Raw genomic sequence first — 17,542 nt, forward strand, 5'->3', positions numbered from 1 at the left:
GCGCGGCGCGGGCGGCCGCCCGGCCGCGCCCGGACGGTCGTCACGACCTTCGGGGACTTTCGTCCCCGCGGCGCTCGGCTTTATTGACGGTCTGTCAATAGCGACCCTAGCGTGAAGACGTCCCCCTGATGAAGGAGCGTCCATGAGCGCGACGACACCGACGCGGCGACGCCGGTCCGCACCCGAGGTGCGGGCCGAGGAGATCGTCCGCGCCGCCCGTGAGCTCTTCGTCGAGCGAGGCATCGCGAAGACGTCCACCACGGACGTGGCGGAGCGCGCCGGCGTGGCGCGCGGGCTCGTCTACTACTACTTCGCGGACAAGGACGCGCTCGTCGACGCCGTGCTCGACGAGTACGTGGAGGAGTTCACCGCGGCCGTCCGCGCCTGGGACGCCGCTCGCGAGACGGGCGACATCGACACCGCGCTCGTCGACTGCGTGGCGATGTTCCGCACCTACCTGCGCGCGATCGACCCGCTGCGCGACGACCTCCGGCGCCCCGAGAACGGCGGGCTCTACGACCGGTTCCTCGACCGCGCCGTCCGCGCGGTCGTCGCGTGCCTCGAGGCAACCACGGTCGAGGCCTACGCGGCACGGCACCGCGTCCGGATCGCGCACGTCGCGGAGACGTTCTACGTGCTCGTCTACGGGCTGGTCGGACTCGTCCGGAACTCCCCGGACGTGGACGACGCGGCCCTCGCGACGATCGTGCGCCAGACGCTGCACCTGGACGAGGAGAGCTCCTCGGACGGGTGATCCCGGGTCCTCCGGCGCGCCGGGACCCGGAAGCCCTCCGAGCGCGCACCGTCCCGGGCGGCGTGGGCCGCCCGGTCGTCCCCCAGGAGAAGACGACATGTTCTTGTTCGACTCGATCCCGTGGCAGGCAGCAGTCATGTGGTTCGTCGTGCTGGCCGCGCTCATCGCGCTCAACGAGCTCGTGCGCTGGTCGAAGACCGCCGCCGTCGGCATCTTCGTGGTCCTGCCCGTGGCGCTGACGATCTTCGTCTGGCCGCAGACGGCGGGCGCCGGCTCCTCGACCGGGACGTGGTTCCACTGGGTCAAGGTCTACTCGGCCCTCGCGGGCTGCATCGGCTTCATGCTCCTGCGCTACAGCCCTCGGCTGCGCGCCATGCGGTACGCCCTGCTGTTCCCGCCCGCGATCCTCGGGCTCAACATCCTCGAGGCCGTCATCCGGGACTTCCAGGTCACGGGGATGGACGGCGTGGTCGACGGCGTCGTCATGGTGGGCGGCCCGTGGAACGTCATGAACGGGGTCGCCGGCATCCTCAACCTCGTCACCATCTGCGGGTGGGTCGGGATCTTCGTGACCCGTGACCGGTTCCAGGACATGATCTGGCCCGACATGATGTGGTTCTGGATCATCGCCTACGACCTCTGGAACTTCGCCTACGTCTACAACTGCGTCGGTGACCACGCGTTCTATGCCGGTGCCGCCCTGCTGATCTCGTGCACCATCCCCGCCTTCTTCCTGCGCAAGGGGGCTTGGCTCCAGCACCGTGCCCACACCCTCGCGTTCTGGATGATGTTCACCATGGCCGTCCCGGCGTTTGTCTCCGACTCGCCGTTCGCGGTGCAGTCCTCCCACGACCCGACGGCGCTCTTCGTGGTGAGCCTCGTCTCGCTCCTCGCGAACGTCGCCGTCGCGGTCTACCAGGCGTACGTGATCGTCTCGCGGCGTCGCAACCCGCTGCGCGACGAGCTGTACGCCGACCACGCGTCCTACCGCCGGCTCGCCGCGGAGCGGCCCGCGGCGCGCCCTGCGGAGCAGGCCGTGCCCGCGGGAGTCGCGGCCACCTCGGCCTGACGCACCGGCCACCGGCCCCCGGCGCCGCTCCGGTGTCGCGGGCCGGTCGCGTCCCTGCGCGGCCGGGGTGCGCGACGACGCGTGGTCGCCGTAAGGTGGCGCGGCCATGACCGACCACCGCGTCCACGTCGTCACCGACTCCACAGCCTCCCTGCCCGACGGGCCCGACGAGCGGCTGCGCGCCGTCCCCCTGCACGTGATCGTCGACGACGAGTCGCACCTGGAGGGCGTCGGCCTCACCGCCGAGGACGTCGCGGCGCACCTCCAGGCCGGCCACCGGGTGACCACCTCGCAGCCGACGCCGCGTGCGTTCGGCGAGGCGTACGCCGCGGCGGCCGCGGTCGGCGCGCGCGAGATCGTCTCCGTGCACCTCTCGGGGCAGCTGTCGGGGACGGTGCACGCGGCGGCGCTCGCGGCCGCCGACGCCCCGGTCCCCGTGCGGGTGGTGGACTCGCGGACCGTCGCGATGGGGCTCGGCTTCGCCGCGCGCGAGGCGGCGGCGGCCGCGGCAGCCGGGGCGGGGTCGGACGTCGTCGCGCGGCGGGCGATCGAGGTCGCCGACGCGAGCCGTGCCGTCTTCCTCGTCGACTCGCTCGACCACCTGCGCCGCGGTGGCCGTCTCAGCGCGGCCTCGGCCGCGCTCGGGACGGTGCTCGGTGTCCGCCCGCTGCTGGCGGTGCGTGACGGCAGGATCGACGTCGTGCAGAAGGTCCGGACCCGGTCGGCCGCCGTCGAGCGGCTCACGACGGTCGCCGTGGAGTCGGCGGACCGACGCGTGCGGCCCGCGCTCGCGGTCCACCACGTCGGGGACGACGACGGCGCCGACCGGCTCGCGGTGACGCTCACCGAGCGCACCGGCCTGGACGTCGTCGTGACGCCGGTGAGCGCGGTGCTCGGGGCGCACGTCGGCCCGGGCGTGCTCGCCGTCGTGGTCGCGGACCTCGCCGACCGCGGCTCCGGGGCAGGGGACCTCTCGACGACGACCTGAGGTGCCGACCGCGCGGCCCCTAAGCGCGTGGCCGTGCACAAGCCGGGCGCCTCGTCGTCCCCTCCACAGCCCGGCTCGAGGCGCCGGCAGGGCGTGGCACCCCCGCCCTAGCGTCCACGGCGTGAGCACACCTCGGCACGAGCCCCGCCAGCACGCCCGCCCCGGCCGCGACCCCGGGAGGGACGGCGCCGTCGTCCGGCAACGCCTGCGGGCGGTCGCCGGGTCCGGGCGGCCTGCCCTCGCGTGGCACCCGGCGACCGCCGCGCTGCCCCGGGTCGACCCGCCGGAGACGAGCCCGGTGCGAGGCGAGCGGTGGTCGTGGGAGCCGCGCGAGGCGGTGGACGTCCCTGCGTCGGACGTCCCTGCGTCGGACGCCGTCCCGTCCTGGCACCGGCGTCCTGGAGCGCCGGGCGACCCCGGGTCGTCCGGCGCCGACGGGTGGCTGCCGTCGCGGCCGGAGCCGGAGGAGCGTGCGCCGTCCGTGCCGTCTCTGCCGTCCCCGCCGTCCGAGGTGCCGGAGGCTGACGAGGCCGTCGGTCCCGCCACCCTCGGGGGGACGGCGCGGTCCGACGACGAGGTGCCCGCCGCCACCGTGGACGGAGACGAGGACGTCGAGGCGGACGGAGAGGTGGCTCGCCTGCGGCGGCGCGCGGCGCAGACGGCCGCGAGCGCGTACACGGCCGCGCACGGGCACCCGACGGCGCACTCCGGGTTCGGCGACCTCGCCGAGGAGGGCGGCAGGCGGTGGGCGCTGCGGCCGCGGACCGCGGTCACCGCGCTCGTCGTGGTGCTGCTCGTCGCGGTCGGCGTCGCCGTGCTGCGGGCGCCGGCCGGAGGCGTCGAGCCTGTGGCGCGCGTGGACGCCCCCGCCGCGGCCGCTGCGGCCGGTGACGGCGCCCCGGCCGGTTCGGACGCGTCGCCCGCCGCGGCGGGTGGTGCCGCCGTCGACGGCGCGGGGGAGTCCGCTCCCGATCCGGACGCAGCAGCGGCGGGGACGTCGGGCGGGGTCGTCGTGCACGTCGTCGGGCAGGTGGCAGCGCCGGGCCTCGTCACCGTCGCGACGGACGCCCGAGTCGCCGACGCGCTCGACGCGGCCGGGGGAGCGACCCCCGACGCCGACCTCGCCGCTCTCAACCTCGCGCGCGCCGTGACCGACGGCGAGCAGATCCACGTCCCCCGCCCCGGCGAGGCGGTCGCCGCACCGCCACCCGCCTCCCCGGGGGCGGCCGCCACCGGTGGCGGGGGTGCGGGTGGCGCGATCGTCGACCTCAACGCCGCCGACGCCGCCGCCCTCGACACGCTGCCAGGCATCGGTCCTGTGCTCGCCGAGCGCATCGTCGCGTGGCGCGACGAGAACGGGCCGTTCACCGCCGTCGACGAGCTGGGGGAGGTCAGCGGTATCGGCCCCGCCGTGCTCGAGGACGTGCGCGACCTCGTGCGCGTGTGACCGACCTCCGGCTCGTCCCGGCGGCGCTCGCGGCGTGGGCCACCGCGTTCGTCGCCGTAGGTGCGTCGGCGGCGGACGCGCTGCACGCGGCGCGTGCCACGGCCGTCGTGCTGTGCTGCGTGCTCGTCGCCGGCCTCGTCGCGCTGCGTCGCGGGGCGACCTTCCCCGGGGTGTCCGACGCGGGTCTCGGCGGGGGCGTCGTCACCGTGCCCTCTGGCCCGGCGACCGGTGCGGGCCCCCGCCGGTCGGACGGCCCGCGGCTCGGTGTACCCGCCCAGCCGCAGGACGGTCGGCCGGTCGGGCCGAGGACCGGGTCATCGGTCGGCGTGCGCGTGCTCGGGCAGGTGGCGCTCGTCCTCGCGTGCGTGGCCGCCGTCCTCCTCTCGGGCGGGGCCCAGCTCGCCGCGCGGGCTCCGCTCGCCTCGCTGGCCGACGAGCGCGCGACGGCGACCCTCGCCGGGACGGTGCGCTCCGCCGTCGAGCCGCGGACCGACCCGTGGTCGGGGTCGGCCGACCGGCACGAGGTGCGGGTGGCGGTCGACCAGGTCACCGCACGCGGCGCGACCGTCCCGGCGGCGGGGCCCGTCGTCGTGTCCGGGACAGGGGACGGGTGGACCGACCTTGCGTACGGGGCGGCCGTCGTGGTCACCGGCCGGCTCGACGTGCAGGGGGACCGGACGTTCCTGCGCACGGACGGCGCGCCACGCGTCGTCGACGACCCCGGGCGGTTCCTGCAGGGTGTGCACGCCATGCGGCAGAGCCTGCTCGACGCGACGGACGGGCTCAGCCCGCAGGCGCGCGGGCTCGTGCCGGGGGTGGCCGTGGGGGACACCTCGCGGCTGGACCCGGAGCTCGACGAGGCGATGCGCACCACGTCGCTCACGCACGTCACGGCCGTGTCCGGCGGCCACTTCGTCATCGTCGTCGCGTGCGTCGCGGCACTGTGCGTCCTGCTGCGGGCGACGCGAGCCGTCCGCGTCGTCGTCACGGGTGCGGCGATGGTCGGGTTCGTCGCGCTGGTCCACCCGGAACCGAGCGTGCTGAGAGCGGCGGCGATGGGGGTGGTCGGCGTCCTCGGCATCGCGCTCGGGCGCCCGTCGCGCGCGGTGGCGGCGCTCGGGGCCGCCGTGGTCGTGCTCCTGGTCGTCGACCCGTGGCTGGCGCGGTCGTACGGCTTCGTCCTCTCCGTCGCCGCGACCGCCGGGCTGGCCCTGCTCACGGCGCCGATCGCCCGCCGGCTGGCACCATGGTGCGGACGGACCGCCGCGCACGTCCTCGCCGTCCCGGTGGCAGCGCAGGCGGCGTGCGCCCCGATCGTCGTCCTGCTCGACCCGAGCGTGAGCACGTGGTCCGTCCCGGCGAACCTCCTGGCCGCACCGGCGCTGGGTCCGGCGACGGTGCTCGGCGTCCTCGCGACGCTCGTCGCGCCGTGGTGGCCTGGTGCCGCGACCGCGCTCGCCTGGACGGCGGGGCTCTTCACGGGCTGGATCGCGGGCGTCGCCCAGGTCTTCGCTGCCACGCCCGGCGCACGGGCGCCCTGGCCGGGAGGTCTCGGAGGAGCCGCGCTGCTCGCCGCGCTGACTGCCGTCGGGCTCGCCGTGGTCCTCCGCTCGCGCGCCCTGCAGGACGCGGGGGAGCGCCGCACGCTGCGTCGCGCGACGTCGCCGTCCCTGCGGGCGCGCCTCGCCGGGGAGTGGCGTCGCGTCACCCGGTCGTCACGCCCCGACGCCGGGCCGTTCGGACGGGCCGACGGCGCGCACCCCGCCCTCGCTCCGCGGGCGAGAGCCCGGCCCCGTGCGCGCCTCGCGGCCGTGGTCGTCGTGGTCCTGGCGGTGCCCGTCCTGCTCGTCGTGGTGCTCCGGCCGCTCGGTGTGACCGCGGGGCCGGTCCCCGCGGACTGGGCGGTCGTGGCGTGCGACGTCGGGCAGGGCGACGCGCTCGTCGTGCGCTCGGGCCCGCGCGCCGCGGTGGTCGTGGACGTCGGGCCCGCGGGCGCCGCAGCGGGGTCGTGCCTGGACGACCTCGGGGTCGAGCGGGTCGACCTGCTCGTCCTCAGCCACTTCCACGCGGACCACGTCGGCGGCCTGGAGGCGGTGCTCCGCGGCCGGGAGGTCGAGCGCGCGCTCGTGAGCCCCACGGCGGAGCCCGCGGGGCAGGCCGAGCGCGTGCTCGGGGACCTCGCGGACGCGGGCGTCCCGGCACAGGTCGCGCGGCCCGGGGAGACGGGCGCGACGGGCACGGCGGACTCAGTCGGCGCTGCGGGTGCCGGCGGATCCGGCGAGCGCGTCGACGACGGCGCCTCGTGGGAGGTGCTGCAGGCCGGACCGGGCGACGCGAACGACGCGAGCGTGGCGCTCCTCGTCCGGGTGGCGGGACTGGACGTCGTCGCGCTGGGCGACCTGGAGGACGCGGGGCAGGCGGCGCTCGCGCGGACCCTGGGCGAGCGGGGCACGGGCCCGGTCGACGTCGTCAAGGTCGCGCACCACGGCTCGGCCACCCAGTCCGACCGGCTCGCGCGTGTCCTGGCACCGACCGTCGCGCTCGTCAGCTCGGGCGAGAACACCTACGGCCACCCCACCGACCGGGCGCTCGACCTCTACCGCGGGGTCGGGGCTACCGTGCTGCGGACCGACGCGTGCGGCACCGTGGCGCTCGTCGTGCGCGACGACGTCCTCTCCGCCGCGGGATGCGGATGACCGCGCCCGAGCGCGCCCCCGCACGGGCACCCGAGCGGCCGAGCATCCGGTGCCCCGGTGCCCCGGTGCCCGGTGGCAGGGCGCCCCTGACGCCAGGGCGTCATCGGTGCGGCGTCGCCGGAACTCCTGCGAGGGTCGCGGACCGCAGCCTCGGGGTGCGTCGACCGGCACTGCCGGTGGGCGGCTCGTGGCAGGCTTGGGCCATGCCCGCGCCGACCCGCACCGCCCGTCCGTCCGCCGGCCCGTCCCTCGCGTGGGACGACGTCCGGCTCGCGCCCGTGGTGCTCGTCCAGGGGCCCGAGTCGCTCCTCGCGGAGCGTGCCGTCGACGCGATCGTCGACCTGGCGCGAGAGCGCGACCCCGAGGTCGAGAAGGTGACGATCGAGGCCGCGACGTACCAGGCCGGGATGCTCGCGGTGGCGGCGAGCCCGTCGCTGTTCGGCGAGGCGAAGGTGGTCGTCGTCGAGGGCGCCGAGTCGGCGACGGACGCGCTCGTCGCGGACGTCGTGGACTACGTGCCGGTCGCCGACCCGGCGACGACGGTCGTCGTCGTGCACGGGGGCGGCGTGCGGGGCAAGCGCATGCTCGACGCGATCAAGGGGAGCGGCGCGCCCGTCGTCGCGGTGGAGGCGATCAAGAAGGACTCCGACAAGGTGGCGTTCGTCAACGCCGAGTTCCGCAGGGCCCGTCGACGCATCGACGCGTCGGGCGTGCGGGCTCTCGTCGAGGCCCTCGGCAACGACCTGCGGGAGCTGGCGGCCGCCTGCAGCCAGCTCGTCACGGACACCGACGGCACCGTGAGCGAGGCCGTGGTGGACCGGTACTACGGCGGCCGGGTCGAGGCGACCGGGTTCCGGGTCGCGGACGCCGCGATCGCGGGGAACGCGGGGGAGGCCGTGGCGCTCCTGCGGCACGCGCTCGCGACGGGCGCGGACCCGGTGCCGCTCGTCGCGGCCCTGGCGATGAAGCTCCGCGCCCTCGCGAAGGTCGGCGCGATGCGTGGCCGTGGCGGGGTGGCGGCCAAGGACCTGGGGCTCGCGCCCTGGCAGGTCGACCGCGCGCGCCGCGAGCTCGCGGGCTGGACCCCGGAAGGGCTCGCGACCGCGATCAGCGCCGTCGCGCAGGCCGACGCCGAGGTCAAGGGCGCGGGGCGTGACCCGGTGTTCGCCGTCGAGCGGGCCGTGCTGACGATCGCGCGGGCCCACGGCCGCTGACCAGGCAGCCGCCCGCTCAGGTCCCGGGCTCGGGGTCCCGGCTCGGCACGGCGGCGTCGGTGGCGGGCTCCGACCGGGACCCGGTCCCGCGCGGTGTCGACGGCCAGGACGAGGCGCGCGACACCGGACGCACGAGGGGCGCCGACCCGTGCGGGTCGGCGCCCCTCGTGGGAAACCTGTGCGAGCGTCGCGACGATCAGCGTGTCACGACACCGCGGGCGAACCGTGCGCTCAGAGAGCGTTGACGGACTTCGCGATGGCCGACTTGCGGTTCGCGGCCTGGTTCGCGTGGATGACGCCCTTCGAGACGGCCTTGTCGAGCTTGCGGGACGCCGCCTGGAGCGCGGTGGTCGCCGCGTCCTTGTCGCCCGCGGCGACGGCCTCGCGCACGCGGCGCACGTACGTCTTGAGCTCGGACTTGACTGCCTTGTTGCGCAGACGAGCCTTCTCGTTCGTGCGGATGCGCTTGATCTGGGACTTGATGTTGGCCACGTGTGGACTTTCTGGTTCTGTTCGCCGGAGCGAGCGGATAGGTCGTAGAGGGCGACTCCAGCTCCGGGACTGGGGTGGGGAACCCGTGGAGAGGTGCTGGAGCTGTGCCCGCCGACCTGGGCGGACACGCAGCCATCAAGACTACCAGCGGTCCGGCCGTGACCCTAATCGCTCGTGCGGACGCCGGAGCGGCGCCTCGCGCGGCCCCGAGGCTCGCGCGAGAGCCGGGACCACCGCCTCAGCGGTGCCGCGAGATCCCCTCGACCACGCGGTCGAAGACGTCGCGCCCGACGACGGCACCCTCGCGGCGCACAGCGGCCGGGTCGACGCGCACCACGCGGTCCAGCCGGACCTCGCTGTCGCGCCCCTTCGCGTCCCACGGGCCCGACCCGATGTCGAGCCAGTACCGGCCCCAGCGCGCCTCGTCCCGGACGTCGCGCGAGTGGTCCTTGCTCGTGAGCATCACGCCGAGGAGCCACGCGCCGTCCGACCCGACGAGCAGCACGGGCCGGTCCTTGCCCTGCGAGTGGTCCTCCTCGAACGGGACCCACGTCCACACGATCTCGCCGGGGTCCGGGTCGCCGTCCGGCCGCGGCGCGTACCGCGCACGCACCGCGCCCTCGAAGTCGCCCGGGTACGCGCCCGTGGCAGCACCTCGACCGCCGGTCGTCCCGGCCGGGCCCGGTCGCCCGCCCGCCGCGGGGCGGGGTCGAGGACCTGCAGCACCGGGGCGTGGGCCGGGCCGCGGCGACGGCGTGCGGTCGGCGGGGCCGCGGCCCGACGGCGTCCGCTCCCGCCCCGGGGCCCGCGTCGCCGCGGTGCCCTGGCGCGCGCCGCCCTGCCCCGCGCCCTGCGAGCGCGTAAGCCCGGAGACCACGGCGCGCGCCGCGTCGGTCAGAAGTCCCAGCCATCGGTTGCGTGCCACGCGCGCACCCTACCGGGCGGACGTGTGTCCGCCCGGACGGTGCACGTCACCCGGCCAGGACGGCGTCCACCTCGCGCAGGAAGTCGTCGAGGTCGCCGGGGTCGCGCGACGTGACGAGCGTGTACCCCTCGTCGTCGCGCACGACGGACCGGTCGACCCAGGCGCCGCCCGCGTTGAGCACGTCCGTCTCGAGCGAGGCGTAGCTCGTGAGGGTCTTGCCCTCGACGGCGGCCGCCTCGACGAGCGCCCACGGGCCGTGGCAGATCGCCGCGACCGGCTTGCCGGCGGCCGTGAACGCGCGCACGAGGCTTACGGCGTCGTCCTGGAGGCGCAGCGCGTCGGCGTTGATCGTCCCGCCCGGCACGAGCAGCAGGTCGTACTCGGCAGGGTCGGCGTCGGAGTGCGTGAGGTTCGGGGTGACGGTGCGGCCGGGGTCCTTGTCGCCCACGAGGGTCTGCACGTCGTCGGCGGACGTGGCCGCGACGTCGACCTGCACCCCCTCGCCGCGCAGGTGCTCGAGCGGGACCACGAGCTCGTCCTGCTCGACGCCGTAGTTGGTCACGATCGCCAGCACGCGGCGCCCCTCGGGGCCGCCGGAGGTGCGGTGCTCGGTGTCCTGGGCCATGAGCGCTCCTCTCGTCGCCGGTCGGCCCGGTGCGGCCGGCCGGTCCTCCACGCTAGGTCGGCTCGCGGTGCCCCGCAGGGCGGGCGGGTGCCCGACGCCGGACGTGGGACAATGGTCGTTCCCGCCCGCCCGAGAGCGACCGTCGGCGCGCCGCCCCCGAGCGCGCGGCCCCGACCCGCACGCCACTCCCAGGAGCGCACCCGCGTTGTCCCCGATCCCCAGCGCCCAGCTGAGCACCCGCATCCAGCCCGCGGCCACGCCGCCCGAGCTGATCCGGAACTTCTGCATCATCGCGCACATCGACCACGGCAAGTCGACCCTGGCCGACCGCATGCTGCAGCTCACCGGTGTCGTCGAGCCGCGCGCCATGCGCGCGCAGTATCTCGACCGCATGGACATCGAGCGCGAGCGCGGCATCACGATCAAGTCGCAGGCGGTCCGCATGCCGTGGGCCGTCGTGGCGGACGGCGTGGAGACGCCGCACGCGCTCAACATGATCGACACCCCGGGGCACGTCGACTTCACGTACGAGGTCTCGCGGTCGCTCGCGGCGTGCGAGGGCGCGGTGCTGCTCGTCGACGCGGCGCAGGGCATCGAGGCGCAGACCCTCGCGAACCTGTACCTCGCGATGGAGAACGAGCTCGAGATCATCCCCGTGCTCAACAAGATCGACCTCCCGGCGGCCCAGCCCGAGAAGTACGCGGAGGAGCTCGCGAACCTCGTGGGCGGCGACCCGGACGACGTGCTCAAGGTCTCCGGCAAGACGGGCGCCGGCGTCGAGGCGCTGCTCGACCGCATCGTCGAGCGCGTGCCCGCGCCGGTCGGCGACGCCGACGCCCCGGCGCGCGCCATGATCTTCGACTCGGTCTACGACACCTACCGCGGCGTCGTGACGTACGTGCGCGTCGTCGACGGCAACCTCAACCCGCGCGAGCGCATCGTCATGATGTCGACCCGAGCGACGCACGAGCTGCTCGAGATCGGCGTCATCTCGCCGGAGCCGATCGTCACGAAGGGCCTCGGCGTCGGGGAGGTCGGCTACCTCATCACGGGCGTCAAGGACGTGCGCCAGTCGAAGGTCGGCGACACCGTGACGAACGCGGCGAAGCCCGCCGCCGACGCGCTCGGCGGCTACTCCGACCCGAAGCCCATGGTCTTCTCGGGCCTGTACCCGATCGACGGGACCGACTACCCGGTCCTGCGCGACGCGCTCGACAAGCTCAAGCTCAACGACGCCGCGCTCAACTACGAGCCGGAGACGTCGGTCGCGCTCGGCTTCGGCTTCCGCGTCGGGTTCCTCGGCCTGCTGCACCTGGAGATCGTGCGCGAGCGCCTCGAGCGCGAGTTCGACCTCGACCTCATCTCGACCGCGCCGAACGTCGTCTACGACGTGACGCTCGAGGACGGGACGCTCGTCAACGTGACGAACCCGTCGGAGTTCCCCGGCGGCAAGATCAAGCAGGTCAGCGAGCCGGTCGTGCGCGCGACGATCCTCGCGCCGAGCGAGTTCGTGGGCACCGTGATGGGGCTGTGCAACGACCGTCGCGGCCAGATGCTCGGCATGGACTACCTGTCCGAGGACCGGGTCGAGCTGCGCTTCACGCTCCCGCTCGCCGAGATCGTGTTCGACTTCTTCGACCAGCTCAAGTCCCGCACGCGCGGCTACGCCTCGCTCGACTACGAGCCGTCGGGCGACCAGGTCGCCGACCTCGTCAAGGTCGACATCCTGCTCCAGGGCGAGCAGGTGGACGCGTTCAGCGCGATCGTGCACAAGGACAAGGCGTACGACTACGGCGTCATGATGACGGCGAAGCTCAAGGAGATCATCCCGCGCCAGCAGTTCGAGGTGCCGATCCAGGCGGCCGTCGGCGCGCGCGTCATCGCCCGCGAGACGGTGCGCGCCATGCGCAAGGACGTCCTCGCGAAGTGCTACGGCGGTGACATCAGCCGCAAGCGCAAGCTGCTCGAGAAGCAGAAGGAGGGCAAGAAGCGCATGAAGAACATCGGGTCCGTCGAGGTCCCGAAGGACGCCTTCATCGCCGCGCTCTCCTCCGACGCCGCGGGCGGCAAGGACGCCAAGGACAAGTCGAAGAAGTGAGCCCGGCGCTGCCCGAGGGCGAGCCGGTCCCGCCCGACGGCTCGCTGCCCTCCTGGGTCGCGGGAGGCGCGGGCGGCACCGTGCCCGCGACCCGCGGGTTCGGCGTCTACCTGCACGTCCCGTTCTGCTCGGTGCGGTGCGGGTACTGCGACTTCAACACCTACACGGCGTCCGAGCTGGGCGGGGGCGCGAGCCAGGCGTCGTACGCGAGCACGGCGCTGCGCGAGATCGACCTCGCCGCGCGCGTGCTGCACGACGCCGGGCTGCCCGAGCGGCCCGTCTCGACCGTCTTCGTCGGCGGCGGCACGCCCACGCTCCTGCCGGCCGGGGACCTCGTCCGCCTGCTCGGCGGCGTGCGCGACGCGTGGGGGCTCGCCCCGGACGCCGAGGTGACGACGGAGGCGAACCCGGACTCCGTGACGCCCGCGTCGCTCGCCGAGCTCGCGGCCGCCGGGTTCACGCGCGTGTCGTTCGGCATGCAGTCCGCCGTGCCGCACGTGCTCGCGACGCTCGAGCGCACGCACGACCCGCGCCGCATCCCGGACGTCGTGCGCTGGGCGCGCGACGCCGGCCTCCAGGTCTCGCTCGACCTCATCTACGGCACGCCGGGGGAGAGCCTCGGCGACTGGCGGGCGAGCCTCGAGGCCGCGCTCGCGACCGGCGTCGACCACGTGTCCGCGTACGCGCTCGTCGTGGAGGCGGGGACGAAGATGGCCGCCCAGGTGCGGCGCGGGGAGGTCGCGCTGCCGAGCGAGGACGACCAGGCCACGAAGTACGAGCTCGCCGACGAGCTGCTCACGGCGGCGGGCCTCACCTGGTACGAGGTGAGCAACTGGGCCCGTACCGACGCGGACCGCTGCCGCCACAACCTCGCGTACTGGCGCGGCGACGACTGGTGGGGGATCGGGCCCGGCGCGCACTCCTACGTCGCGGCGGCCGGTACCGAGCCCGCGGGGGCGTCGCCCGAGGACGCCCGCGTCGGCGTGCGGTGGTGGAACGTCAAGCACCCCCGTCGGTACGCGGCGCTGCTCGAGGCGGGCACGAGCCCCGCGGCGGGGCGCGAGCTCCTCACGCGCACGGAGGGCCGGCTCGAGCAGGCGATGCTCGGCGTGCGGCTGCGCGAGGGACTCGACCTCGCGGTCCTCTCCCCGGCGGGACGCCACGCCGTCGCCGGGCTCGTCGCGAACGGGCTGCTCGACGGCCGCGCAGCGGTCGCCGGTCGTGCGGTGCTCACCCTGCGGGGGCGGCTGCTCGCGGACACGGTCGTCCGGACGATCACGGACGAGTGACGTCGGCCCGGGTCCACCGCGACCCGGGCGCGCCCCGCGGTGACGAGGCCCCTTGGCGGCACCACCCTGCTCGCCGCCGTGCGACGGCCGCGGTGCTCGCCGCGCGGTCCGCGCCGGGAACCGCCAAGGTGGACCCAGCACGTCGACGGAGCGTGCAGCCCGCAGCACGTGACGACGAGGAACGAGGTGCACGATGACGGACCCCACGAACCCGGGCGGCGAGCCGCCCCGCGACGACGAGCACACCCCCGCCGACGGCGCGGGCGGTCCGCGACCGGACGCCACGCCACCGTCCGGTCCCGGACCCGACCGGCCCGACGCCGCCCCGTCCGGGGGCGACGTCCCGCCCGCCTCGCCGTACGGCCCGGGCGGGGGAGCGCCGCACGACCCGGCCGCACCGCCGTCGGGCACGCCCGCGTACGGGGCGCCGGGTGCCTACGGCGCCCCGGCCGGTGCGCCGGACGGCGCGGCCGGGGGACCGGCGACGCCCCCGTCGGGCGCGTACCCGCCCCCGTCCGGTGCGTACCCGCCGCCCGCCGGCGGATACCCGCCTCCCGCCGGGGGGTACCCGCCGCCGCCCGGGTCGTACCCGGGCGCCGCCGGAGGGTACGGGGGCCAGCCCGGCTACGCGGGCCCGGCGTTCGGCGTCGGCGACGCGATCTCCTACGGGTGGCGCCGCGTCACGTCGAACCTGGGGCCGTGGATCCTCGTCGCGCTGATCTTCCTCGCCGTCAACATCGCGTGGAGCTGGATCACGGGCGGGTTCGACCAGCTCCAGGACCAGTTCGACTACTCCGACACGAACTTCGCGGCCCTCGGCGGCCTCACCTTCACGAGGGCGCTGCTCGCGATCGTCGGCACCGCCATCGGCTACCTCATCACCGCGTTCTTCACGCGCGGCGCGCTCGACGAGGTGGACGGGCGTCGACCCGACGTCGCCGCGTTCTTCCGCATCGGCAACGTGCTCAACGTGCTGCTCGCGGCGCTCATCGTCGGCATCCTGTCCGGCATCGGGTTCTTCCTGTGCGTCCTGCCCGGGCTCGCGATGCTGCTGTTCTCGGCGTTCGTGTACCACGTCGCGCTCGACCAGGGCGTCGACGCGATCACGGCGATCCGCACGAGCTTCTCGCTCGTCGCGAAGAACTTCGGGCAGGTGTTCCTGCTCCTGCTCGCCCTCGTCGGGATCAACATCCTCGGCGCGATCCCGTGCGGTCTCGGGCTCTTCGTGACGCTCCCGCTGAGCTACGTCGCCGTCGGCTACGCCTACCGCCGTCTCACGGGCGGCGTGCCCGCCGCCTGACATCCGGCTGCAACCCTCGCCGCGCCCCGGTGCCGCCTGTCGGTACCGGGGCGCGGTGCGTCTCGAGCGCGGTGGGTCCCGGGCGCCCGCGACCGGTCAGGGCGCGGTGACGAAGTCGATGAGCTCCTCGACCCGCCCGAGCAGCGACGGCTCCAGGTCGGCGTAGGTGCGCACCGTGCCGAGGATGCGCTGCCACGCGCGGCCGACGTCCTCCGCGGTCTGCGCCGGCCAGCCGAGCTCGCGCAGGATCCCGCGCTTCCACTCCGTGCCGCGCTCGATCACGGGCCACCGCTCGAGGCCGATCCGGGCCGGCTTCACCGCCTGCCAGACGTCGACGTACGGGTGCCCGAGCACGAGCACCGTGCCCGCGGGCGACCGCCGCAGCGCCTCGTCGGCGATCCGCCGCTCCTTGCTGCCGGGCACGAGGTGGTCCACGAGCACGCCCACGCGACGCTGCGGCGTCGGGCCGAAGTCCGCGAGCGCCGCCGCGAGGTCGTCGACGCCGTGCAGCGGCTCGACGACGACCCCCTCCACGCGCAGGTCGTCGCCCCACACCTTCTCGACGAGCTCGGCGTCGTGCTTGCCCTCGACCCAGATGCGGCTCCCGCGCGCGACGCGCGCCCGCTGCCCGACGACGGCCCGCGAGCCCGAGGCCGTGCGCGTCGGCGCGGCGGGGGCGCGGGAGGTGACGGGCGGGGTGAGCTCGACGGGTGCGCCGTCGACCCAGAAGCCCGGCCCGAGCGGGAACGTGCGGGTCCGGCCCGCGCGGTCCTCGAGCACGACGACGTGCATCCCGCCCGACTTCTCGACCCGGACCACGGCCCCGACCCACCCGGTCTGCACCTCCTCGACGACGAGGCCGCGCTCCGCGGGCTGCGGGCGCGACACGGGCCGCGCGCGGTGGTGGGTGGGGGCGGGCGTGCCGCCGAGGACGTCGGAGCCGTAGCGGTCGAAGGACACGGCGTCACCCTAGGCCAGCGTCTGCCGCTCACCACCGAGATCGCCCCGTGCGTCGCGGGATCGGCCTCCCGCGGGGAGGTCCCGGGCGCCCGGCCCGGCCGCGCACGGCGGCTCCCGGCGCGCGCGCCCCCGGCGCGGGGTGGTACCACGGACCGATGAGCCAGCAGCGCGCGGAGCCGGACCCGAACCGCTGGCGCGTGCTGCCGGTCTGCCTCGCGGTGGGCTTCATCACGACGCTCGACGTGTCGATCGTCAACGTGGCCCTGCCGTCGATCGAGTCGTCGCTCGACGCGGGCCCGACCCAGCTCCAGCTCGTCGTCGCCGGCTACACGCTCGCGTTCGGGCTCGCGCTGGTGCCCGCCGGGCGCCTGGGCGACGCGGGCGCACGACGACCGCTCTTCATCGCGGGCCTCCTGGGCTTCGCGCTCATGAGCCTCGCGTCCGGGCTCGCGCCGACCGACACGTGGCTCGGCGTCGCGCGCCTGCTCCAGGGCGTGAGCGCGGGCGTCCTCAACCCGCAGGTCGTCGGTCTCATCCAGCAGCAGTTCCGCGGGTACGAGCGCGGGCGCGCGTTCGGCATGTTCGGCGCGACCATCGGCGTCTCGACGGCGCTCGGGCCCCTGCTGGGCGGGCTCATCATCGCCGCGGCGGGCCCGGAGACGGGGTGGCGGTGGGTGTTCCTCGTGAACATCCCCGTCGTCGCCGTGCTCCTGCCCTTCGCGTGGCGCCTCGTGCCCGGGCCGCCGCGCACCGGGTCGGGCGCGGCGCGCGGGCCGCGCCGGCTGGACCTCGTCGGGCTGGGCCTGCTCGGCGCCGCGACCCTCGGCGTGATGATGCCGTTCGTCACGACGACGGGCCGCGGCGACGACGCGTCGCGCTGGTGGTGGCTCGTGCCGGCCGCGGCCGCCGTGGTGGCCGCCGTCGGGTGGGAGCGGCGCTACCAGCGGCGCACGGGCGAGGCCGTGCTCGACCCGCAGGTCGTGGGGCTCGGGTCCTTCCGCAACGGCGCGCTGCTCGGCCTCGCGTACTTCGCCGGGTTCACGGGCATCTTCCTCGTCGTCACGCTCTACCTCCAGGACGAGCTGGGGTACACGCCGCTCCAGGCGGGGCTCGTCGGCACGCCGTTCGCGGTCGCGTCGGGCGTGTCGGCGTGGTTCTCGGGCCGCTGGGTCGCGCGCTGGGGCCGCGAGCTCGTCGTCGGCGGCGTCGTGCTCGTGCTCGTGGGGGTGGTCGCGGCGGAGGTCGTCGTGCGCACGCTCGGGGACGACCCGGGCGCCGTCGGCCCGGCGCTCGCGGTCGCGCTGCTCGTCGCGGGCGCGGGCAGCGGGACGGTCATCGCGCCGAACCAGACGCTCACGCTGTCCGAGGTGCCGGTGAGCCGGGCCGGGGTGGCGGGCAGCATGCTGCAGCTCGGCCAGCGCATCGGGTCGGCCGTCGGGATCTCCGTGGTCCTGTCCGTCTACTACGGCGGGCTCGCGAGCGGCGACTCGGCGGCGGACGCGACCGGGCGCGCGCTCCTGGTGACGATCGGCCTCGTCGCGGTCGCGCTCGTCGTCGGCCTCCTCGACCTGCGTTCGCGACGAGCGGAGGACCGCCGGACGGGCCGCGCGGACGCGTAGGATTGGCACTCGGAGGTCGAGAGTGCCGACTCCCGCACGCCCGCCCGGGCGGCGACGGTGCGGCAC

General features: G+C 75.6%; 14 protein-coding genes. 10 read left to right on the forward strand and 4 right to left on the reverse strand.

Going from position 1 to position 17,542, the window contains the following annotated elements; all coding sequences use genetic code 11:
• Nucleotides 1–142: 142 nt before the first annotated feature.
• From ACI769_RS08395 to holA, 6 genes are all read left to right on the forward strand, one after another.
• Nucleotides 143–754 carry a TetR/AcrR family transcriptional regulator gene (locus ACI769_RS08395; protein WP_043659968.1) on the forward strand — a complete coding sequence of 204 codons (612 nt, stop codon included), beginning with the start codon at nucleotides 143–145 and terminating at the stop codon, nucleotides 752–754.
• Nucleotides 755–851: 97 nt separating this feature from the next.
• Complete coding sequence (locus ACI769_RS08400) at nucleotides 852–1,823, forward strand: DUF5692 family protein (RefSeq protein ID WP_085387693.1); 972 nt, start codon at nucleotides 852–854, stop codon at nucleotides 1,821–1,823.
• Between the two features lie 106 nt (nucleotides 1,824–1,929).
• Nucleotides 1,930–2,811 carry a DegV family protein gene (locus ACI769_RS08405; protein WP_085387694.1) on the forward strand — a complete coding sequence of 294 codons (882 nt, stop codon included), beginning with the start codon at nucleotides 1,930–1,932 and terminating at the stop codon, nucleotides 2,809–2,811.
• A gap of 121 nt (nucleotides 2,812–2,932) precedes the next feature.
• Nucleotides 2,933–4,258: a helix-hairpin-helix domain-containing protein gene (locus ACI769_RS08410; RefSeq protein ID WP_232322542.1), complete on the forward strand. Its 1,326-nt coding sequence runs from the start codon at nucleotides 2,933–2,935 to the stop codon at nucleotides 4,256–4,258.
• Entirely contained in the window at nucleotides 4,255–6,954 is a 2,700-nt protein-coding gene (locus tag ACI769_RS08415; protein ID WP_409141471.1) for a ComEC/Rec2 family competence protein, read from the forward strand. The genes ACI769_RS08410 and ACI769_RS08415 overlap by 4 nt, the downstream gene beginning before the upstream one ends.
• A 203-nt stretch (nucleotides 6,955–7,157) precedes the next feature.
• Nucleotides 7,158–8,168: a DNA polymerase III subunit delta gene (gene holA, locus ACI769_RS08420; RefSeq protein WP_085387696.1), complete on the forward strand. Its 1,011-nt coding sequence runs from the start codon at nucleotides 7,158–7,160 to the stop codon at nucleotides 8,166–8,168.
• A gap of 231 nt (nucleotides 8,169–8,399) precedes the next feature.
• On the opposite strand, the gene rpsT is transcribed toward holA, so the two are convergent.
• The 3 genes from rpsT to ACI769_RS08435 form a co-directional block, all read right to left on the reverse strand.
• Entirely contained in the window at nucleotides 8,400–8,660 is a 261-nt protein-coding gene (gene rpsT / locus ACI769_RS08425; protein ID WP_043659362.1) for a 30S ribosomal protein S20, read from the reverse strand.
• A 238-nt stretch (nucleotides 8,661–8,898) separates the two neighbouring features.
• Complete coding sequence (locus tag ACI769_RS08430; protein WP_085387697.1) at nucleotides 8,899–9,585, reverse strand: type II toxin-antitoxin system PemK/MazF family toxin; 687 nt, start codon at nucleotides 9,583–9,585, stop codon at nucleotides 8,899–8,901.
• A gap of 46 nt (nucleotides 9,586–9,631) precedes the next feature.
• Nucleotides 9,632–10,210 carry a type 1 glutamine amidotransferase domain-containing protein gene (locus ACI769_RS08435; RefSeq protein ID WP_085387698.1) on the reverse strand — a complete coding sequence of 193 codons (579 nt, stop codon included), beginning with the start codon at nucleotides 10,208–10,210 and terminating at the stop codon, nucleotides 9,632–9,634.
• 205 nt (nucleotides 10,211–10,415) lie between these two features.
• On the opposite strand from ACI769_RS08435, the gene lepA reads away from it, so the two are divergent.
• The 3 genes from lepA (at nucleotide 10,416) to ACI769_RS08450 (ending at nucleotide 14,897) form a co-directional block, all read left to right on the forward strand.
• Complete coding sequence (gene lepA / locus ACI769_RS08440) at nucleotides 10,416–12,308, forward strand: translation elongation factor 4 (protein ID WP_021479819.1); 1,893 nt, start codon at nucleotides 10,416–10,418, stop codon at nucleotides 12,306–12,308.
• The gene (gene hemW, locus ACI769_RS08445; protein ID WP_085387699.1) at nucleotides 12,305–13,597 is read left to right on the forward strand and encodes a radical SAM family heme chaperone HemW; all 1,293 of its coding nucleotides are present in this window, start codon (nucleotides 12,305–12,307) and stop codon (nucleotides 13,595–13,597) included. Before lepA ends, hemW begins: the two co-directional genes overlap by 4 nt.
• A gap of 193 nt (nucleotides 13,598–13,790) precedes the next feature.
• Complete coding sequence (locus tag ACI769_RS08450) at nucleotides 13,791–14,897, forward strand: hypothetical protein (protein WP_409141472.1); 1,107 nt, start codon at nucleotides 13,791–13,793, stop codon at nucleotides 14,895–14,897.
• A gap of 96 nt (nucleotides 14,898–14,993) precedes the next feature.
• On the opposite strand, the gene ACI769_RS08455 is transcribed toward ACI769_RS08450, so the two are convergent.
• Nucleotides 14,994–15,857, reverse strand: a complete 864-nt coding sequence (locus tag ACI769_RS08455; protein ID WP_085387701.1) for a DUF3097 domain-containing protein — start codon at nucleotides 15,855–15,857, stop codon at nucleotides 14,994–14,996.
• Between the two features lie 155 nt (nucleotides 15,858–16,012).
• Here ACI769_RS08455 and ACI769_RS08460 point away from each other — a divergent pair, with 155 nt between their 5' ends.
• Entirely contained in the window at nucleotides 16,013–17,476 is a 1,464-nt protein-coding gene (locus ACI769_RS08460; RefSeq protein ID WP_076405561.1) for an MFS transporter, read from the forward strand.
• The last annotated feature ends 66 nt before the right edge of the window (nucleotides 17,477–17,542 follow it).

Origin of the sequence: Cellulosimicrobium sp. RS, from assembly GCF_046159675.1 — a bacterium.
Classification (GTDB): domain Bacteria; phylum Actinomycetota; class Actinomycetes; order Actinomycetales; family Cellulomonadaceae; genus Cellulosimicrobium; species Cellulosimicrobium funkei.